The organism is Pseudomonas kuykendallii (genome assembly GCF_900106975.1).
Classification (GTDB): domain Bacteria; phylum Pseudomonadota; class Gammaproteobacteria; order Pseudomonadales; family Pseudomonadaceae; genus Pseudomonas_O; species Pseudomonas_O kuykendallii.
The window spans coordinates 582,575-598,721 of sequence record NZ_FNNU01000003.1 but is presented as its reverse complement, the minus strand read 5'-3'; the positions used below and the strand labels follow the sequence as shown (position 1 = coordinate 598,721).

At 67.5% G+C, this 16,147-nt stretch carries 16 protein-coding genes; 9 read left to right on the top strand and 7 right to left on the bottom strand.

The genetic code is table 11. The features are described from left to right. Window positions 1-138 precede the first annotated feature (138 nt). Window positions 139-1,656: a malate dehydrogenase (quinone) gene (mqo, locus tag BLV15_RS12790; protein ID WP_090228757.1), complete on the bottom strand. Its 1,518-nt coding sequence runs from the start codon at window positions 1,654-1,656 to the stop codon at window positions 139-141. A 747-nt stretch (window positions 1,657-2,403) separates the two neighbouring features. Between mqo and BLV15_RS12785 the strand changes: the two genes are divergently transcribed. Both BLV15_RS12785 and BLV15_RS12780 read left to right on the top strand, forming a co-directional pair. Further along, window positions 2,404-2,988, top strand: a complete 585-nt coding sequence (locus BLV15_RS12785; RefSeq protein WP_090228754.1) for a YajG family lipoprotein — start codon at window positions 2,404-2,406, stop codon at window positions 2,986-2,988. Between the two features lie 351 nt (window positions 2,989-3,339). Beyond that, window positions 3,340-3,582: a hypothetical protein gene (locus BLV15_RS12780; RefSeq protein ID WP_090228751.1), complete on the top strand. Its 243-nt coding sequence runs from the start codon at window positions 3,340-3,342 to the stop codon at window positions 3,580-3,582. Window positions 3,583-3,645: 63 nt separating this feature from the next. Here BLV15_RS12780 and BLV15_RS12775 read toward each other — a convergent pair whose 3' ends face one another. Then, window positions 3,646-4,809, bottom strand: coding sequence for a 1-acyl-sn-glycerol-3-phosphate acyltransferase (locus tag BLV15_RS12775; protein ID WP_090228748.1), 1,164 nt, complete (start codon window positions 4,807-4,809; stop codon window positions 3,646-3,648). 99 nt (window positions 4,810-4,908) lie between these two features. Between BLV15_RS12775 and BLV15_RS12770 the strand changes: the two genes are divergently transcribed. The 5 genes from BLV15_RS12770 (at window position 4,909) to BLV15_RS12750 (ending at window position 7,936) form a co-directional block, all read left to right on the top strand. Then, window positions 4,909-5,091, top strand: a complete 183-nt coding sequence (locus BLV15_RS12770) for a CPXCG motif-containing cysteine-rich protein (RefSeq protein ID WP_090228746.1) — start codon at window positions 4,909-4,911, stop codon at window positions 5,089-5,091. Further along, entirely contained in the window at window positions 5,092-5,352 is a 261-nt protein-coding gene (locus BLV15_RS12765) for a putative signal transducing protein (RefSeq protein ID WP_090228743.1), read from the top strand. A gap of 9 nt (window positions 5,353-5,361) precedes the next feature. Then, entirely contained in the window at window positions 5,362-5,976 is a 615-nt protein-coding gene (locus tag BLV15_RS12760; protein WP_090228741.1) for an SOS response-associated peptidase, read from the top strand. Between the two features lie 91 nt (window positions 5,977-6,067). Then, window positions 6,068-6,883, top strand: coding sequence for a M48 family metallopeptidase (locus tag BLV15_RS12755; RefSeq protein ID WP_090228738.1), 816 nt, complete (start codon window positions 6,068-6,070; stop codon window positions 6,881-6,883). Between the two features lie 63 nt (window positions 6,884-6,946). Then, window positions 6,947-7,936 carry an NAD-dependent epimerase/dehydratase family protein gene (locus BLV15_RS12750; RefSeq protein WP_090228736.1) on the top strand — a complete coding sequence of 330 codons (990 nt, stop codon included), beginning with the start codon at window positions 6,947-6,949 and terminating at the stop codon, window positions 7,934-7,936. Window positions 7,937-8,351: 415 nt separating this feature from the next. Here BLV15_RS12750 and BLV15_RS12745 read toward each other — a convergent pair whose 3' ends face one another. Both BLV15_RS12745 and BLV15_RS12740 read right to left on the bottom strand, forming a co-directional pair. Next, window positions 8,352-9,995 (bottom strand): VRR-NUC domain-containing protein, encoded by a 1,644-nt coding sequence (locus BLV15_RS12745; RefSeq protein ID WP_090228733.1) that lies wholly within the window; start codon window positions 9,993-9,995, stop codon window positions 8,352-8,354. Window positions 9,996-10,087: 92 nt separating this feature from the next. Then, window positions 10,088-10,345 (bottom strand): hypothetical protein, encoded by a 258-nt coding sequence (locus BLV15_RS12740; RefSeq protein ID WP_090228731.1) that lies wholly within the window; start codon window positions 10,343-10,345, stop codon window positions 10,088-10,090. 183 nt (window positions 10,346-10,528) lie between these two features. Between BLV15_RS12740 and BLV15_RS12735 the strand changes: the two genes are divergently transcribed. Both BLV15_RS12735 and BLV15_RS12730 read left to right on the top strand, forming a co-directional pair. Continuing rightward, complete coding sequence (locus BLV15_RS12735) at window positions 10,529-11,413, top strand: pseudouridine synthase (protein WP_090228728.1); 885 nt, start codon at window positions 10,529-10,531, stop codon at window positions 11,411-11,413. A gap of 141 nt (window positions 11,414-11,554) precedes the next feature. After that, window positions 11,555-12,559 carry an Ldh family oxidoreductase gene (locus BLV15_RS12730; RefSeq protein WP_090228724.1) on the top strand — a complete coding sequence of 335 codons (1,005 nt, stop codon included), beginning with the start codon at window positions 11,555-11,557 and terminating at the stop codon, window positions 12,557-12,559. 79 nt (window positions 12,560-12,638) lie between these two features. On the opposite strand, the gene BLV15_RS12725 is transcribed toward BLV15_RS12730, so the two are convergent. The 3 genes from BLV15_RS12725 to BLV15_RS12715 all read right to left on the bottom strand — a co-directional run bounded on the left by BLV15_RS12725 (window position 12,639) and on the right by BLV15_RS12715 (window position 16,064). Further along, window positions 12,639-13,547 carry a hypothetical protein gene (locus BLV15_RS12725; protein WP_090228721.1) on the bottom strand — a complete coding sequence of 303 codons (909 nt, stop codon included), beginning with the start codon at window positions 13,545-13,547 and terminating at the stop codon, window positions 12,639-12,641. Beyond that, entirely contained in the window at window positions 13,544-14,266 is a 723-nt protein-coding gene (locus BLV15_RS12720) for a hypothetical protein (protein WP_090228718.1), read from the bottom strand. The genes BLV15_RS12725 and BLV15_RS12720 overlap by 4 nt, the downstream gene beginning before the upstream one ends. 220 nt (window positions 14,267-14,486) lie before the next feature. Further along, window positions 14,487-16,064 carry an aldehyde dehydrogenase (NADP(+)) gene (locus BLV15_RS12715; protein ID WP_090228716.1) on the bottom strand — a complete coding sequence of 526 codons (1,578 nt, stop codon included), beginning with the start codon at window positions 16,062-16,064 and terminating at the stop codon, window positions 14,487-14,489. Window positions 16,065-16,147 lie beyond the last annotated feature (83 nt).

The following is a 16,147-nucleotide window of genomic DNA, read 5'->3' as shown; positions in this document are numbered from 1 at the left end:
GGTGCGCCCTGCGCACCGCCTGGCGATGCGGCGGACCCTGCCGGTGCGCGCGGCGCACCCTACGTTGAGCATCGAAGCATTGAGTCCGGCATAAAAAAACCGCCATCGCTGGCGGTTTTTTGTTTGCGCAGGGCCTGCTCAGATCACGCCTTCCGCAACTTCCTGACGGGCGACCAGCTGCAGACGTTCGTTGCAGCGTGCGCTGACCTCGCGGTACAGCGCGGCGTCGCTTTCCAGCTGCTTCTCGCGAGCCGGGAAGATCTCCTGCAGCTTGCTCGTCCACTGCTCCGAGCGAGCCTGCTCGGCGAAGCAGCGCTCGATCAGGCCGAGCATGATCGACACGGTCACCGAAGCGCCCGGCGAGGCGCCCAGCAGCGCGGCGATGGAACCGTCGCGCGAGGCGACCAGCTCGGTGCCGAACTGCAGCACGCCGCCTTTCTTGGCGTCCTTCTTGATGATCTGCACGCGCTGGCCGGCGATCTCCAGGCGCCAGTCCTCGGGCTTGGCCTGCGGGTAGAAGCGCCGTAGGGCGTCGAGGCGCTGCTCCATGGACTGACGCACTTCGCTGATCAGATAGCGGGTCAGGTCCATGTTGTCGCGCGCCACGGCCAGCATCGGGCCGATGTTGCCCAGGCGGATCGACAGCGGCAGGTCGAGGAACGAACCGTGCTTGAGGAACTTGGTGGTGAAGCCGGCATAAGGCCCGAACAGCAGGGACTTCTTGCCGTCGACCACACGCGTGTCGAGGTGCGGAACCGACATCGGCGGCGAGCCGACCGCCGCCTGGCTGTAGACCTTGGAGTCGTGCTGCCTGACCACCTCGGGATTGTCGCAGCGAAGCCACTGGCCGCTCACCGGGAAGCCGCCGTAGCCTTTGCTTTCCTCGATACCCGAGGCCTGCAGCAGCGTCAGCGCAGCGCCGCCGGCGCCGAGGAACACGAAGCGCGCGTTGACTTCACGCTCGGCGCCGCTTTCGTTGTGCTTGATGGTGACCGCCCAGCCCTTGCCGGTGCGCTTGAGGCCGGTGACCTTCTGGCTGTAGGTGACGGTGCTGTTCGGCTGGCTGACCAGGTGCGCCAGCAGCGAGGTGGTCAGGGCGCCGAAGTTGACGTCTGTGCCGTTCTCCACGCGGGTCGCGGCGATGGCCTCGTCGGCCGCGCGGCCGGGCATCATCAGCGGCATCCAGCGCGCCAGGGTGGCCTTGTCTTCGCTGTATTCCATGGAGGAAAAAGCGTGGTGCCCGGTCAGCGCGGCGAAGCGCTTCTTCAGGTACTCGATGCCGGCCTGGCCCTGGACGAAGCTCAGGTGCGGCACCGGATTGATGAAGGACTTCGGCGAGGCGAAGGTGCCTTTCTCCACCAGGTGCGCCCAGAACTGCTTGGACACTTCGAACTGGGTGTTGATGTGCACGGCCTTGTCGATATTGATCGTGCCGTCGGCAGCCTGTGGCGTGTAGTTCAGTTCACAGAGGCCGGCGTGGCCGGTGCCGGCGTTGTTCCAGGGGTTGGAACTCTCCGCCGCGCCGGAGGACATCGACTCGACGACTTCCAGACGCATGCTGGGGTCGAGTTCCTTGAGCAAGGCCGCCAGTGTCGCGCTCATGATGCCGGCTCCCACCAGCAGCACGTCCAGCGTTTCGTTTTCGTGTTGCGCCATTAACGCTTCTCCAAAACCTGCATCGTCAAAGGAAATGCAGACGACCTTTCAAGCTGAAAGCCGCAGGGGCCTCGAGTTCCGTCAATCGGAGTCGCGACCCGGTCGTCCTGTCCGGTCACGCGTCGATCGCCCAGGCAAGGCCAGTGGGGCGAGTCGGCGCGCTGTTCGCCCGTCTCCGCGAGGAGGAGGCGCAAATGCCGTCAGTGGGTCAGGTGGAAGCGCTGTCTTTCTTGTTGGTTACAGACCTGTTCATGCTCGCCACACTCTCGTGAAGTTGTGAAAACCCGTCATCCCACGCTCTTTTGGAGTCGTGAACCTCGAAGTCGGTGCTGCCGGTTCCGCCGATCGGGGGCGATTAAACGCCGCCTTCAGGCAAATTGCTCTACGCAATTAGTGGAAGCTCGGCGCGGCGGGGCAGCACGCTTGGGCGACTCTCCTCGCCGATCGGTGGCGCGCGGGGCGCGCTACAGCCGTCGGCATGGGGTGCCCTTTTATAATCGGGGGCGATTATACCGGCGAATTCCCGGTCGTGGCTGCTCGCTTGTGACTTTCGTCCGTCGTCCGGTCAGCTCGGTGACACCTGCCTGAATCCTGCCCTCGGGTCGAACGATGGGATGTCCGATCGATAGAATCGGCGCGCCTGCAGTCATATGCGCGAGGCCCGTGAGAATCCGCTCCCGGCCGCTGTCGGCGCCACGCGACGCTCGTTATACTCGCGCCCATCGATGCCCACCAGGAGAGAAGAGCATGCGAAATCGCCTGTTGCTGAGTCTGTTCGCTGTCGCCAGCGTGACTCTTGCCGGTTGTGCCCTCAGCCCGCAGCAACTCGACCCGGATCCGAAGATCAATGCCCAGATCAACCCCGTTGGCCACGGCCAACCGGTGGTGGTTCGCGTGGTGGACGGGCGTCCGTCGCCGTCGCTCGGTACCCGCGGTGGCCTGTACGCCGAAACCAGCACCATCAGCGTCGCGAGCACCAGCGTCGTGCCCAAGCTGCAAACCCAGGCCGAGGCCGCGGTTCGCCTGCTCGGCTTCACACCGTCGGCCAACGCCTACAACGCGCCGCAGCTGACCATCATCCTCTCCGAGCTGAAGTACCAGTCGCCGAAGGATGGCGTGTACGTCACCGAGGCGGATATCACCGCGACCTTCCGCACCGAAGTGAAGAACAGCCAGCGCAGCTACAACGGCCGCTACGGCGCTTCGCTGAACCAGCGTTTCGGCAGCGCGCCGAACCAGCAGACCAACACCAAGCTGGTCAGCGACGTATTGAGCGATGCGCTCAGCCGCGTGTTCAAGGATCAGACCATCGGCCAGATGCTCTCGCAGTAAGCGCCCGGTCGATCGAGAAAGCCCGGTTCGCCGGGCTTTTTTGTGGGCGCCTGCCGGTCAGGGAGGGAGGGTGCACCGTGCGTACCATGGGCCTCCACGGTGCGCGCGGCGCACCCTACGGTCTGCGCGTAGGGACCAACCCTCGGCAGATATGCTCTTGCCGTGATCGGCAGGCGCCCTCCGCGTAGGGTGTGCCATGCGCACCATGGGGCTGCGCGGTTCCGCGGCGCACCCTGCGGCGATCTGCTGGCACTGTGACATTCGTCGGAAAGCCACTACGGTGACGTGGCGTTGGGTAGACTCCGGCGCCGTATTCGCTGATGCCCGTGTGGCTTTCTCGCCGAGGTTTCGATGTCCCTGTCGTTCTGGCTTTCCAATCCCGCCCAGTCGATCAACCTGCTGGCGCTGTTCTTCGCCGTGGCCGGCAGCTGGGTGCTGATCGCCACCCAGCTGCGCGGTGCGCTGTGGCGTCCGGCCGCTGCCGTGGAAGGGGCCGAGCCTCGGCGCGCGCGGCTGGACCGCTTCTTCAACCGCTTCGGCGGCGCCTGCCTGGGCGTGGCGCTGGTGGTTTCCTGGGAAAGCACACGGCTGTAACACCGCATCCGCGAACCATGAAAAAGGCGACCGAGGTCGCCTTTTTCATGCCTCGCGCCGACGCTAGAGCGGCAGGCCGGCCTTGACGCGGTACTGGTTGCGCACCGGCGTGGCGTATTGCAGGACCATGTACGGGCGTTGCTCCGGCAGGCAGGCGTCCAGGCGTTTCTGCCATTCCTGCCGTGCGCGCGCCACTTCCGCTGCCGGGAACACCTGTTCGGCGCTGGGCACTTCCAGCGCAGGGTCGCGCTCGGCCCACATCGAATAGGCCAGGTAGTGCACCGGGAACAGTCGGTAATGGGCGAGGATGCGGCGGTCCAGCTCCTGCGCCAGGCCCTTGCTGTCGGTGAAGCCGCTGTCCACCACCTCGCCGAAGTTGATGTGCACCCGACCCTTGTAGCCGGTGATGCCCAGGGCGATGCTGGTGTCGTCCTCGCCGGGCGATTTGACGTACTCGCCGGTGGTCGCGCGAATGCACAGCTCGCGCGCCTTGGCCTGATCGCAGGGGTCATACTCGTAGCTGATCGACACCGGGACCAGGCGCAGGCTGGCGATGACCGCGGCGAAGTCCTCGTCCTTGCGGCTCATGTGGAACATCTTCAGGATCGCCGAATCGGTACGGTCGTCGCCGTCCTTGGCGCGGCCTTCGGCCTGGGCGATCCAGATCGACTGGCCGTCGTTGCGGATCGAGTGGCTGATGTAGGCCGAGAGCAACTGGTAGGCGGCAAGCTTCTCGCGGCGACCGGTCAGCGAGCGGTGCACGATGAAGCTCTTGTTCAGGCGCATCAGGTCGCTGACGAAGGGTCGTTGCAGCAGGTTGTCGCCGATGGCGATGCGCGGCGTTGGCAGGCCGGCGTGGTACACCGCGTAGTTGACGAAGGCCGGGTCCATCACGATGTCGCGGTGGTTGGCGAGGAATAGGTAGCTGCAACCGGCCTTGAGTTGCTCCACGCCGGAGTAGGTGACACCGTCGGTGGCGCGCTCGATGGTGCGGTCGACGTAGGTCTCGATCTTGTCCTGCAGCGCGGAGACCGATTCGATGCCGCGCACTTCCTTGTTGAGGCGCCGCGCGATCAGCGGCTTGAGTGCCCAGCCGAACGGCCCGGCCAGTCGCGGGAAGCGGAAGCGGGTAAGGATGTCGAGGAATTGTCGGTCGGCGAACAGGCGGGCCAGAACCGCTGGCACTTCGGCGTCGTCGTAAGGTCGGATGGCGTCGAATTCGCCCATCTTGTTCTCTATGGAAAGGGTCATGGGAATACGGTTGGCGCAGGCGTCGCGCTGCCGGAGTAAAAGGCGATTATACCTGCAAGTCGCATGGAGACCGTGATGCTCGAATCCCAGGAATATCAGTGCCCCTACTGCGGCGAATCGGTCGAGTCGTTGCTCGACCTCTCGGCGGGCGACCAGCAATACATCGAGGATTGCGCGGTGTGCTGCCGGCCGATTGTTTTCGATCTGCGCAGCGACGGCATTGACTGGAGTCTCGATGTGCGGCGGGAGGACGAATGAATGCGGCGAATCTACGAACCGCAGGACCTGATCGAAGCGGAGATGCTCATCGGCATGCTCGCCAGCGAAGGCATCGCCGTGCACCTCAGCGGCCGGCATCTGGTCGGCGCGCTCGGCGAGCTACCCCTGGGTGGCCTGCTCGGGCTGCTGGTGGAGGATGCCGAGGCGCTGCGCGCGCAGGCCTTGATCGCCGCGTACAATGCCGCGCAGCCGCTGGCTGCCGACGAGCCGGACAGCATTCCCGGTTCCCTGTTGTGTTGAGATAACCGCATGTCTGGACGTATCGCGCTGTTTCGCTGGACGCCTGCGCTGGCGGCGCTTCCGGGTTTTCCCGCCGACCACCGGCCGCACTGGAACCAGGCGCCGGGCGCCAACCTGCTGATGCTGCGCCAGGGCGAAGGCTCGCGCGAAGTGGCGCGGGCGCGCTGGGGACTGACGCCGGCCTGGCTCACCGATCTGTCGCGCACGCCGGCGCACGCGCGCAGCGAAACCCTGGCCGAGCAGCCGATGTTCCGCGAGGCGTTCCGCGAGCGCCGCTGCCTGGTGCCGGCAAACGGCTTCTACGAATGGCGTGGCGCGCGCAAGCGACCGTACTGGATCACCGGCGAGGCCAGCGTGCTGCACCTGGCGGCGATCTGGGAGGCGTATCCGGTCGGCGAAACCCTCTACCTCAGCCTGGCGCTGATCACCCAGGCCGCCGCCGACCTGCGTCGTCCGCTGTTGCTGGACGACGCCGAGCAGCAGCAGTGGCTCGATCCGCAGAGCAGCGACACGACCCTGCGCGGGCTGCTGATCAAACCGCCGACGGCGCTGCGGGAACGCGCCCTGGCCGGCATTGTCAACGACCCGAAGGTCGACGCGCCCGAGTGCCTGACCCCTGCGTGAACCGGGCGATGTCGCCCTCGACCGACGTGCCGCTCGGTTGCCGCGCACCGACCCGCGGCCTAGCATACGGGCACTTTTCTGGAGAACCCCGATGACCAAACCCTTCTTCCTTTCCGGCCTGTGCGCGGCACTCCTGCTGAGCGGTTGCCAGGCGGTGAACACCACCAACGGCGGCGCCGTCGGCGTCGAGCGCAAGCAGTACATGTTCAGCATGCTGTCGACCGAGCAGGTCAACCAGATGTACGCCCAGTCCTACCAGGAGACCCTCACCGAGGCGTCGGGCAAGGGGCTGGTGGACAACAACTCGGCGATCGGCAAGCGCGTGCAGGCGGTCGGCAAGCGGCTGATCGCCCAGGCACCGGTGTTCCGCCCGGATGCCGCGCAATGGCAGTGGGACATCAACCTGATCAAGAGCGACGAGCTGAACGCCAACTGCGGTCCCGGCGGCAAGATCATCGTCTACAGCGGCCTGGTGGAACAGCTCAAGCTGAGCGACGACGAACTCGCCGCGGTGATGGGCCACGAAATCGCCCACGCCCTGCGCGAGCACGGCCGCGAGGCGATGTCCAAGGCCTACGGCGTGCAGATGGCCAGCCAGCTCGGCGCGGCCTTCGGTGTCGGCCAGGGCAGCCTGCAACTGGCCAACACCGGCGTGCAGTACCTGATGACCCTGCCCAACAGCCGCGCCAACGAGAATGAGGCCGACCTGATCGGCCTCGAGCTGTCGGCGCGCGCCGGCTACAACCCGAACGCCGCCATCAGCCTGTGGGAAAAGATGAGCAAGGCCAGCGAAGGTGCACCGCCGGAATTCATGAGCACGCACCCCTCGTCCAGCTCGCGGATTTCCGCATTGCAGGCCGCGGTGCCGAAGGTCATGCCGTTCTATCAGCAGGCCAAGGGCGGCTAAGCCGCGACACGGTCATCGACCCGGACCGCGCGCGTCGCGGCCCCGGCGGGAAAGGGAGTTCTCTTGAAAGTCGCCATTTTCGGTGCCACCGGCCTGATCGGCCACCATGCGGCGCGCGCGGTACGAGCGGCCGGCCACGAGCTGGTGGTGATCAACCGACCTTCCTCGCGCACCGAGCGCGTGGCCTACCTCGAGCCGGAGCAGCGCTCCGCCGAGCTGCTCGACCACGCCGCGCTGTGCCGCGCGCTGGATGATCTCGACGGCGTGATCTTCTGCGCCGGGCACTATCCGGGACGGCCGCGGCGCTGGCAGGACGAGGTGGTCAGCGCGCTGGACCAGACCAGCCATTTCTACGCCGCCTGCCGCCAGGTCCAGGTGCCGCGCATCGTCTACGTCGGCTCGGCGATCGCCATGCCGGTGCATCCGCATGGTCTGCCCGGGCATGAAGGGCTCTTCTACGAAGGGCTGCCGCCGTGGCACAACGCCTATCTGATGTGCAAATGGGCGCTCGACGAACAGGCCCGCGAGCAGGCGCGCAACGGTTTGCCGGTGGTCATCGGGATTCCCGGAATGGCCATCGGCGAGTTCGATTTCGGCCCGTCCACCGGGCGCATCGTCACCACCATCGGCAACCGCGAGATGAGCCGGTACGTTCCTGGCCGGCGCAATCTGATCGACGCCGGCGAAGCGGGCGCAGGGCTGCTCGCGGCTCTGCAGAAGGGCCGCGCCGGCGAGCGCTACCTGCTCGTCGGCCACGACATCGAGATGGCCGAGCTGACCGCGATGATCGCCGCCGCGCTGGGTGTCGAGGCGCCGCAGCCGCTGTCGCTGGTCCGCGCCAAGGCCATCGCCCGTCTCGGTCGGTTGCGCCAGCGGCTGACCGGATACGAGGCGCTGCTGGACGATACCGCCATCGCGGTGATGGCCGGCGGGCAGTTCCTCGACGGCCGCAAGGCGCGCGAGGAGCTCGGCTTCCAGAGCCGCGTGCCGTTGCATGAATCCCTCGCCCGCGCCATCGCCTGGTTCCGCGAGAACGGCTACCTGCGCGGCTGACGGCTGACGTAGGGTGGGTCAGGCGCATCGCCCGCTGTGGCGGTCGCGCACCGGTGCACGTGCGCCGTAACCCACCGGGCGTGGCATCGTCGAACACCGCCCGGTGGGTTACGCGGCGCGGGCGTTTGGCGGGGACCACCTGTTGATCTGCGTACGCGCCGCTAACCCACCCTACGAAATGCAACCCGGCCGACCCATAGGGTGGGTCAGGCGCATCGCCCGCTGTGGCGGTAGCGCGCCGGTGCACGTGCGCCGTAACCCACCGGGCGTGGCATCGTCGAACATCGCCCGGTGGGTTACGCGGCGCGGGCGTTGGGTGGGGAGCTGTTGATCGGCGTGCACGCCGCTGACCCACCCTACGAAAGGCAGCACTCGCCGCTGGACCACCCTGGGGCGTTCGTTTGCGGCTGCAGCGCTACGCCAGCCATTGCACATGACACACGGCCACCGGCAGTCCGTGCGCCAGGCAGTAGTCGAGCCAGCGGATCTGGTTGTCCTGAAGGCGGTCGCCTGGACCCTTCACTTCGATCATCCGGTAGCGGCGTTCGGCCGGCCAGAACTGGATCAGGTCGGGCAAGCCGCTGCGGTTCGCGCCGATGTCCAGCAGGATGCGCTCGAAGCATCGTCTGAGGTGCTGCGCCGGTATGCACTGCAGCGCCTGCTCCAGCAGCGTTTCGTCGAGCAGGCCCCAGGCGACGAAGGGCGACTGCAGGCCGAACTTGGCGGCGAAGGTGTCGCGGATACGCGGGCGATAGGCGTCGCTCTCCAGCAGCGCCAGGCAGCCGTCGAACAGCGCCTGGCGGCGGCGCACGAAGTCGGCGTCGAGCAGGTCCGCCGGGGCGGCGTGGAAGGGGTGGAAGAACGCCCGCGGCAGCGCGGCGAACAGCGCCGGCCAGCAGAGCAGACCGAACAGCGAGCCGATCAGGGTGTTTTCCACGTAGTGCACCGGGGCGTCGGTCTGGGTAAGGTGATCGCGTACCACGAATTCCACCGAGGCCGGCACCGCCGGCGGCGCCAGCTGCAGGTCGAGGCGTTGCAGCGCCAGCGGCGGGCGGCGGGGACTGGCCGGCAGGCCGGCCTTGCGGCGCAGGCGCGGCAGCGCGCGCAGCAGGTGTTGGCGCTCGGCCTCGCTTTCCGGTCGTTCGCTGGCGTGCGTGGCGAGTTGCAGCGCCTCGTCGATGCGCTCGCAGCGTTCCAGCACGCGGATCGTGCGCAGGCGGGCGCCGGCGTGGCAGCACCCGGCGTAGACCCGTAGCGCCTGCTGCAACTCGCCGAGGCGTTCGTGCTGCTGGGCGATGCGGAAGAGCAGCTTGCCGCGGCGCGCCTCGATCCACGGATTCTCCAGCCGTTCCGGCAGGCTGGCGGCGACCTCGGCCAGCGCCTCGCCCTGCTCGAAGCGATCGCGGCAGCGCTGCAGGCGCAGGTAGTCGTCGATGTCCTCGCGGTGGCGGAAGGCGCGGGAGGCCGCGGAAAACTCGACCTTCTCGTAGCGATGGATGCCGAGGTCGGCGAGGACGAATTCGGACCAGCCCTGGCGCAGGTTGCCGAAGAACATCAGCCGCAGGCGTTCGCCCAGCTCGACCATCAGTACGCGGTAGATGCACTCGTCGGCTTCGGCATGCCAGTCCTGCAGCGGCCGGCTTTCGTCGGCGAAGCGCTCGCGCAGGCAGGCCAGCAGCTCGCTCTTGTTCATCAGGTGCGCGCGCTGCAGGCAGTCGCCGAAGGCCGCGGCGATCTCCGCCTTGCGCAGCACGGCGAACAGTTGCTCAAGGCTCAGCGCGGGCGCGTCGTCGAGCCAGCCATGGCCGAGCAGCGGTTCGGCGGCCTGGTGCGGACAGCCGATCTCGGCGTAGGCCAGCTTGCTGGCGCGGAACAGCTCGCCCTTGCGCATCAGCATGCGCACCAGCAGCGCACGCGAGGCCTGCGGCAGTTCGGCGAAGGCCTCGATGAAGCGCCGTTCGGCGCTGCACAGCAGATCGGCATAGCGCTCGCCGACCCAGTCCAGCACGCGCTGGAAGTTCGCCAGGTAGTAGAACGGGTCGGGGAGCGGGGTGGGCATGGGGCGGAACGGGCAGGGTCGAAGTGGACGATGGACTGGCTGTTTATACAGTCATTCGTCCGCTTCGACCATGCCGGTCCGATCGGAGGCGATCAACTCGAGCCGCCTGCCTGGCGCAGCGTGGCGCGAAGGTCGTCGGCGCTGTAGGTCTCGCCGGGTTGCGGGTTCATGATGGCGTCCCAGCGGCGCAGGTACTCTTCCATCGAGAGGCTGCGGCGGCTCAGGTCTTCGAGTGCCAGTTGCTTGATTTCGGCGGCGCTGTAGGGGCGTTCGGCCGGGTTCGGATGGCTGCTGCAGGCACCGAGAAGGAGCGCGGCGACAAGAAGAAGCGGGGTAGTGAATGCGTTCATGGCGTTTACCTGAAAGGGTTTGTCTCTGGAGTGGTGACAGGCTAACGCCCGCTCCGAAGCGGTAGAAATCATCCGGTTCGATAGTGGTTATCGCCGCGCCGATGAGTCGCGCGGGGCCCTGGTTTTGACGGGTGCGGCAGGCTGCGGCCTAATAGCCGGCCTACGTTGTCCAAGGCTTCCCGAATGAGCGCTCCCCGCGTTTCCCTGGCCGGTTCCAGCGTCCTGCATCTGCCGGCCGGCCCCTGGCGCAGCGTGCTCGACTGTCTCTGCGAGCGCTTCCCGGCGATCGACCGGCAGACCTGGCTCGAGCGCATGGCCCGCGGCCGCGTGCTGGACGCCGAGGGAATGCCACTGGACGCCGCGCATCCGTATCGCGAGGGCCTGCGCGTGCACTACTTCCGCGAGGTGGCGCAGGAGGTGGCGATTCCGTTCGCGGAGCAGGTGCTGCATGTCGACGAGCATCTGGTGGTGGCCGACAAGCCGCATTTCCTGCCGGTGATCCCGTCCGGCGGCTACGTCGAGCAGACGCTGCTGGCGCGGCTGACCCGCCGCCTGGGCAATCCGCAGTTGGTGCCGATCCATCGCATCGACCGCCTGACCGCCGGGCTGGTGCTGTTTTCCGCCAACCCGGACAGCCGCGCCGCCTATCAGGCGCTGTTTCGCCAGCGCAGCATGCACAAGCGCTACGAGGCGATCGGCGCGGCGCCGGACGGGGTGGCGTTTCCGCAGCTGCGGCGGACCCGGCTGGTCGCTGCCGAGCCGTTCTTCCTGATGCGCGAGGGCGAAGGCGAAGCCAACAGCGAGACGCGCATCGAGCTGCTCGAACGCAAGGGCACCCAGGCGCGCTACCGGCTCTATCCACTGACCGGCAAGAAGCACCAGCTGCGCGTGCACCTCGCCGCGCTGGGCGCCGGCATCGACAACGACCCCTTCTACCCGCAGCTCACGCCGTACCCCACCGACGACTACAGCCGACCGCTCAAGCTGCTGGCCCAGGCGCTGGCTTTCGACGATCCGCTGAGCGGCGAGCGGCGGATGTTCGAGAGTCGCCTGCGGCTCGACTGGTAAGGCATCGCTGTGCCGAATTCGTCGACCTCCAGGCCGATTGCCGACAAGAACGCGGCGCCTGAACACGCCACTGTTAGGCTTTCCTGAACCGCCGTCGCGCGGTTTCGTACCCACGTGCAACCCATCCAGAGGAGCCCCGTCGTGATCGCTTTGTCCCTGCAGGAAGTTCAAGAGCTGGCCGAGGCGATCCTTCGCCACCATGGTTTCAGTGAGCCCCACGTCCACGCGGTAGCCCGCGCGGTGCTCGCCGGCGAGCGTGACGAGTGCGCCTCCCACGGCCTCTGGCGACTGCTCGGCTGCATCGATACGTTGCGCGCCGGCAAGGTTTCGCCGGATGCCGAGCCCGAAGTGATCGACCAGGCGCCGTCGATCGTGCGCGTCGACGCCCGCGGCGGGTTCGCCCAGGTGGCCTTCGAGCGCGGCGCGCCGGTGCTGGTGGAGAAAGCCCGCGCCAATGGCATCGCCGCCCTGGCGATCAATCGCTGCGTGCATTTCTCCGCGCTCTGGACCGAGTTGGAAGTGCTCACCGAAGCCGGCTTGGTGGCACTGGCCTGCACGCCAAGCCACGCCTGGGTGGCGCCGGCCGGCGGCAGCAAGCCGTTGTTCGGCACCAACCCGATCGCCTTCGGCTGGCCGCGCACCGGCAAGCATCCATTCATCTTCGATTTCGCCACGAGCGCCATCGCGCGCGGTGAAATCCAGCTGCACGAGCGCGCCGGCAAGGCGATTCCGCTGGGCTGGGGCATCGACGCCGCCGGCCAGCCGAGCACCGACGCCAGCGCCGTGCTCAACGGCGCCATGCTGACCTTCGGCGGGCACAAGGGCTCGGCGCTGTCGGCGATGGTGGAACTGATCGCCGGGCCGCTGATCGGCGACCTCACCAGCGTCGAGTCGCAGGCCTGGGATGCCGGCAGCAAATCTTCGCCCTACCACGGCGAGCTGCTGATCGCGCTGGACCCGAAGCGCTTTCTCGGTGACGCGGTGGACCAGCACCTGGCCCGCGCCGAGGCGTTGTTCGACGGCATCCAGAACCAGGGCGCGCGCCTGCCCTCGCAACGCCGTTACGAGGCCCGCGAACGCAGTCTGCGCGACGGCGTGAAGATTCCCGAGAAGCTCTACGAGGATTTGCAGGGCTTGCTGGCGTAAGGCCCGCCCCGACGATGGGGCAGGCTTTCTTTCCCTGGCGGGCGCGGGCGCCCCGTGCAGTTCCCGGGCGGGACGCCGATCAGGGGGCGATCGCCACCGGCACCGATTTCACCCAGCCACGCAAACTCAGGTACAGGCTGCGCCCGGCCTGGCTATCCACCAGGCGTCCCCGCTCGACGTAGCGGCTGTCGCCCAACTCATAGCTCAGCGTGCGTTCCGGGTTGTTGCTGCTGGCGAAGTGCCGGGTCTTCCAGTCCAGCAACAGCACCCGCACGGTTTCATCGACGCCGGCCCGCAGCGCGGCCTGGTAGGGTTTGCCCTGCTCGGCGGCCCAGTCGGCCAGGCAGTCCTTACAGGCGAGCGGGGCGCTGTGCACTTCGATGCGGCCCTGGTAAAGCGCGCTGCGACCGAGCATCAGCCGTACCTCGCTGATCATCCGCACGCTGTGCAGGTCCTGGCTGAGCAGCGCCTGGGGCGCGATGTCCAGCGTCAGTGCCGCGGACGGGTTGCTGGGGCGCCCGGCGTTGGCGAATGCGTCCGCGAAGGCATTGTCGTACCAGCCCTCCAGGTTCTGCGCGGCAATCGCCTCGCGCAGGCCCGCCACGCGCTTGTCGGCTTCCGCCTTGGCCTTTCCCTGCACCGCGTTCTGGTTCATCTGCGCCACGATCAGGCTGCCCAGCACCACGCCCGCGGCTACGCCGGCGCCGCTGCCGTTGCCCGCCATGCCATTGGCCGCCGCGTTGCGGGCGGCCATGTCGATGCTGGTGGCGGTGCCCAGGCCGCTCTGGACCGCGGCGCTGCCGTCGTGCGCCTGCTCGCCCCCTACCAGCCGTTCGCTGCCCGGCGCCACCTGCACGCGGAAGGGCTGGTCGAGGTTGTTCGCCAGCTCCGTGGTCATGCTCGGCTTCAGCGACCTGGACGGCGCGCATCCGCCCAGCAGCGACAGGGCGATCAGCAGCGCGAGGCCGCGGTTGCAGCGCGCGCTCATGGTTGCACGGCGGAAATCTGCTGCGCCTTGAACGGCAGCATCAGGTTCTGCTGCGTCTGGTCCAGCGCCTGGTAGTAGGTGTTGGTCAGGTTGGGGAATTCCGGGCCCTCGTCCCACTCGCCATCGACGACGCGATTGGTGGTGAAGGGCTGGTAGTACAGCAGGCGGTTGTCGTCGAGGTCGATGACGTAGGCGGAAACCACCACCTGGGTAATCGGCGCGCTGGTGGGGATGAAACCGTAGTAGGTGCGGTAGGTGCCGGTGCTGGCCACCGCGAACACCACCAGCTTGTCGACGTTATGCGTGGCCTTGAACGAGGTGTAGTCGAGCTTGGAGTAGCCCAGCTTGGCGCCCTTGACGGGCTTCAGTGCGTTCAGCTTGAGCGGTTGCTCCAGCACCGTCGCCTGGTAGCCACGCTCGGTGAGCGTCTTGGCGACTTCGTTGGGAAAGTCCTTCAGGCTGCTGGTGTCCCAGGTCTCGACCTTGCTGCGCATCGTGGCGGAAGTGGCGGTGTTGATGGCGACATCCAGCAGGCCCTGCTGGCCGGCCATCAGCGCTTGTGGCTTGGGTACTTCGGTGATGGCGATGCCGATGCGTTCGTGCTGATCGGCCCAGAAGGCCTGGTCCAGCGGCACCGGTCCCTGCGGCGTGGCGCAGCCGGTGAGAACGAGCAGGAACATGACGGGTAGGGCAAAAAGGGCGCGGCGAATCCGGTCCATTGGACGTTCCTTCTATCGATCCTTGATAAGCGCTGGAGCGCTGACGACGCGGCTGATGGCACATTGCTGGCCGCGGCGGCGGATAGTACCGCAAACCGCCGGGATTTGGCCCAGCGGTTCTTCCGCGCAGCAGGCGCAGCGCGAATGGATCGGACGAAACCCGAAGGCAACGCGGTTGAAACCGCGCGGGCCGGGCGTTCTGCCCAGCCTGCCAGGGGGCTTACAACGCCTCTTTACTCGGCGTGCCGTCCACCAGGCGCTGGATGCCCAGCGGGTTGGCGTTTTGCAGCGCCTCGGGAAGGAAGGCATCCGGGTAGTTCTGGTAGCACACCGGGCGCAGGAAGCGGTCGATGGCAAGCGTCCCCACCGAGGTGCCGCGCGCGTCCGAAGTCGCCGGGTACGGCCCGCCGTGGACCATCGAATCGCAGACTTCCACGCCGGTCGGGTAGCCGTTGAGCAGCAGGCGCCCGGCTTTCTGTTCCAGCAGTGCGAGCAGATCACCGTAGGCGTCCAGGTCCGCCGGCTCGGCGATCAGGGTGGCGGTGAGCTGGCCGTGCAGGCCGTGCAGCGCCTGGACCAGTTCGGCCTTGTCGGCCACTTCGACGACGATGGTGGTCGGGCCGAACACCTCTTCCTGGAGCAGTTCGTCACCATTGAGCAGCAGGCTGACATCGGCCTTGAACAGCTGCGGCCGGGCCTGGTTGCCTTCCTGTTTCGCGCCGGCCAGGTGGCTGATGCCCGGATGTTTGTGCAGGTTGTCCAGGCCGTGGCAGTAGCTCTTCAGGCCGCCCGGGTTGAGCATGGTCTGCGCCGGCTGGTCGCCCATCAGCGCGGCAAAGCGCTCGAGGAAGGCGGTGAATTCAGCCGACCTGATGCCGATCACCAGGCCGGGGTTGGTGCAGAACTGCCCGGCGCCGAGCACCACGGAGCCGGTCAGCTCGGCGGCGATCTTCTCGCCACGAGTCTTGATCGCCTCGGGCAGCAGGAGCATCGGGTTGATGCTGCTCATCTCGGCGAACACCGGGATCGGCTGCGGGCGCGCCGCCGCCATGTCGCAGAGGGCGCGACCGCCGCGCAGCGAGCCGGTGAAGCCGACCGCCTGGATCGCCGGGTGCTTGACCAGCGCTTCGCCCACGCCGCCGCCGTAGATCATGTTGAACACGCCCTTGGGCATGCCGGTTTTCTCGGCGGCGCGCACGATGGCGTCGGCGACGAACTCGGCCGTCGCCATGTGCCCGCTGTGGGCCTTGAACACCACCGGGCAACCGGCGGCCAGCGCCGCGGCGGTGTCGCCACCGGCGGTGGAAAACGCCAGCGGGAAGTTCGAGGCGCCGAACACCGCGACCGGGCCGAGGCCGATGCGGTACTGGCGCAGGTCCGGGCGCGGCATCGGCTGGCGCTCCGGCAGCGCGCGGTCGATGCGCGCGCCGTAGAAATCGCCACGTCGCAGCACCTGGGCGAACAGGCGCATCTGCCCGCTGGTGCGGCCACGCTCGCCCTGGATGCGCCCGGCCGGCAGCGCGGTTTCCTGGCAGACCAGGGCGACGAAATCATCGCCCAGCGCATCGATCTCGGCGGCGATGGCGTCGAGGAAGTCGGCGCGTTTGGCCGCCGACAGCGTGCGGTAGGTGGGATAGGCGGCTGCGGCGGCCTTGGCAGCGGCGTCCACCTCGCCAAGCGTGGCCTGGTGGAAGTCGTAGGGCAGCTTCTCGCCGGTGCTGGCGTCGAGGCTGTGCACGACGACGTCGCCCAGGGCGCTGCGCGCGCCGTTGATGTAGTTCTGTCCGAGTATCTGCATGTTGGTTTCTCCCGTGCTGGAAATGAAAAAACGGCCATAGCCGGCTCCCGGAACGCGGGAGCGGCGATATGGCCGTGCGGGGG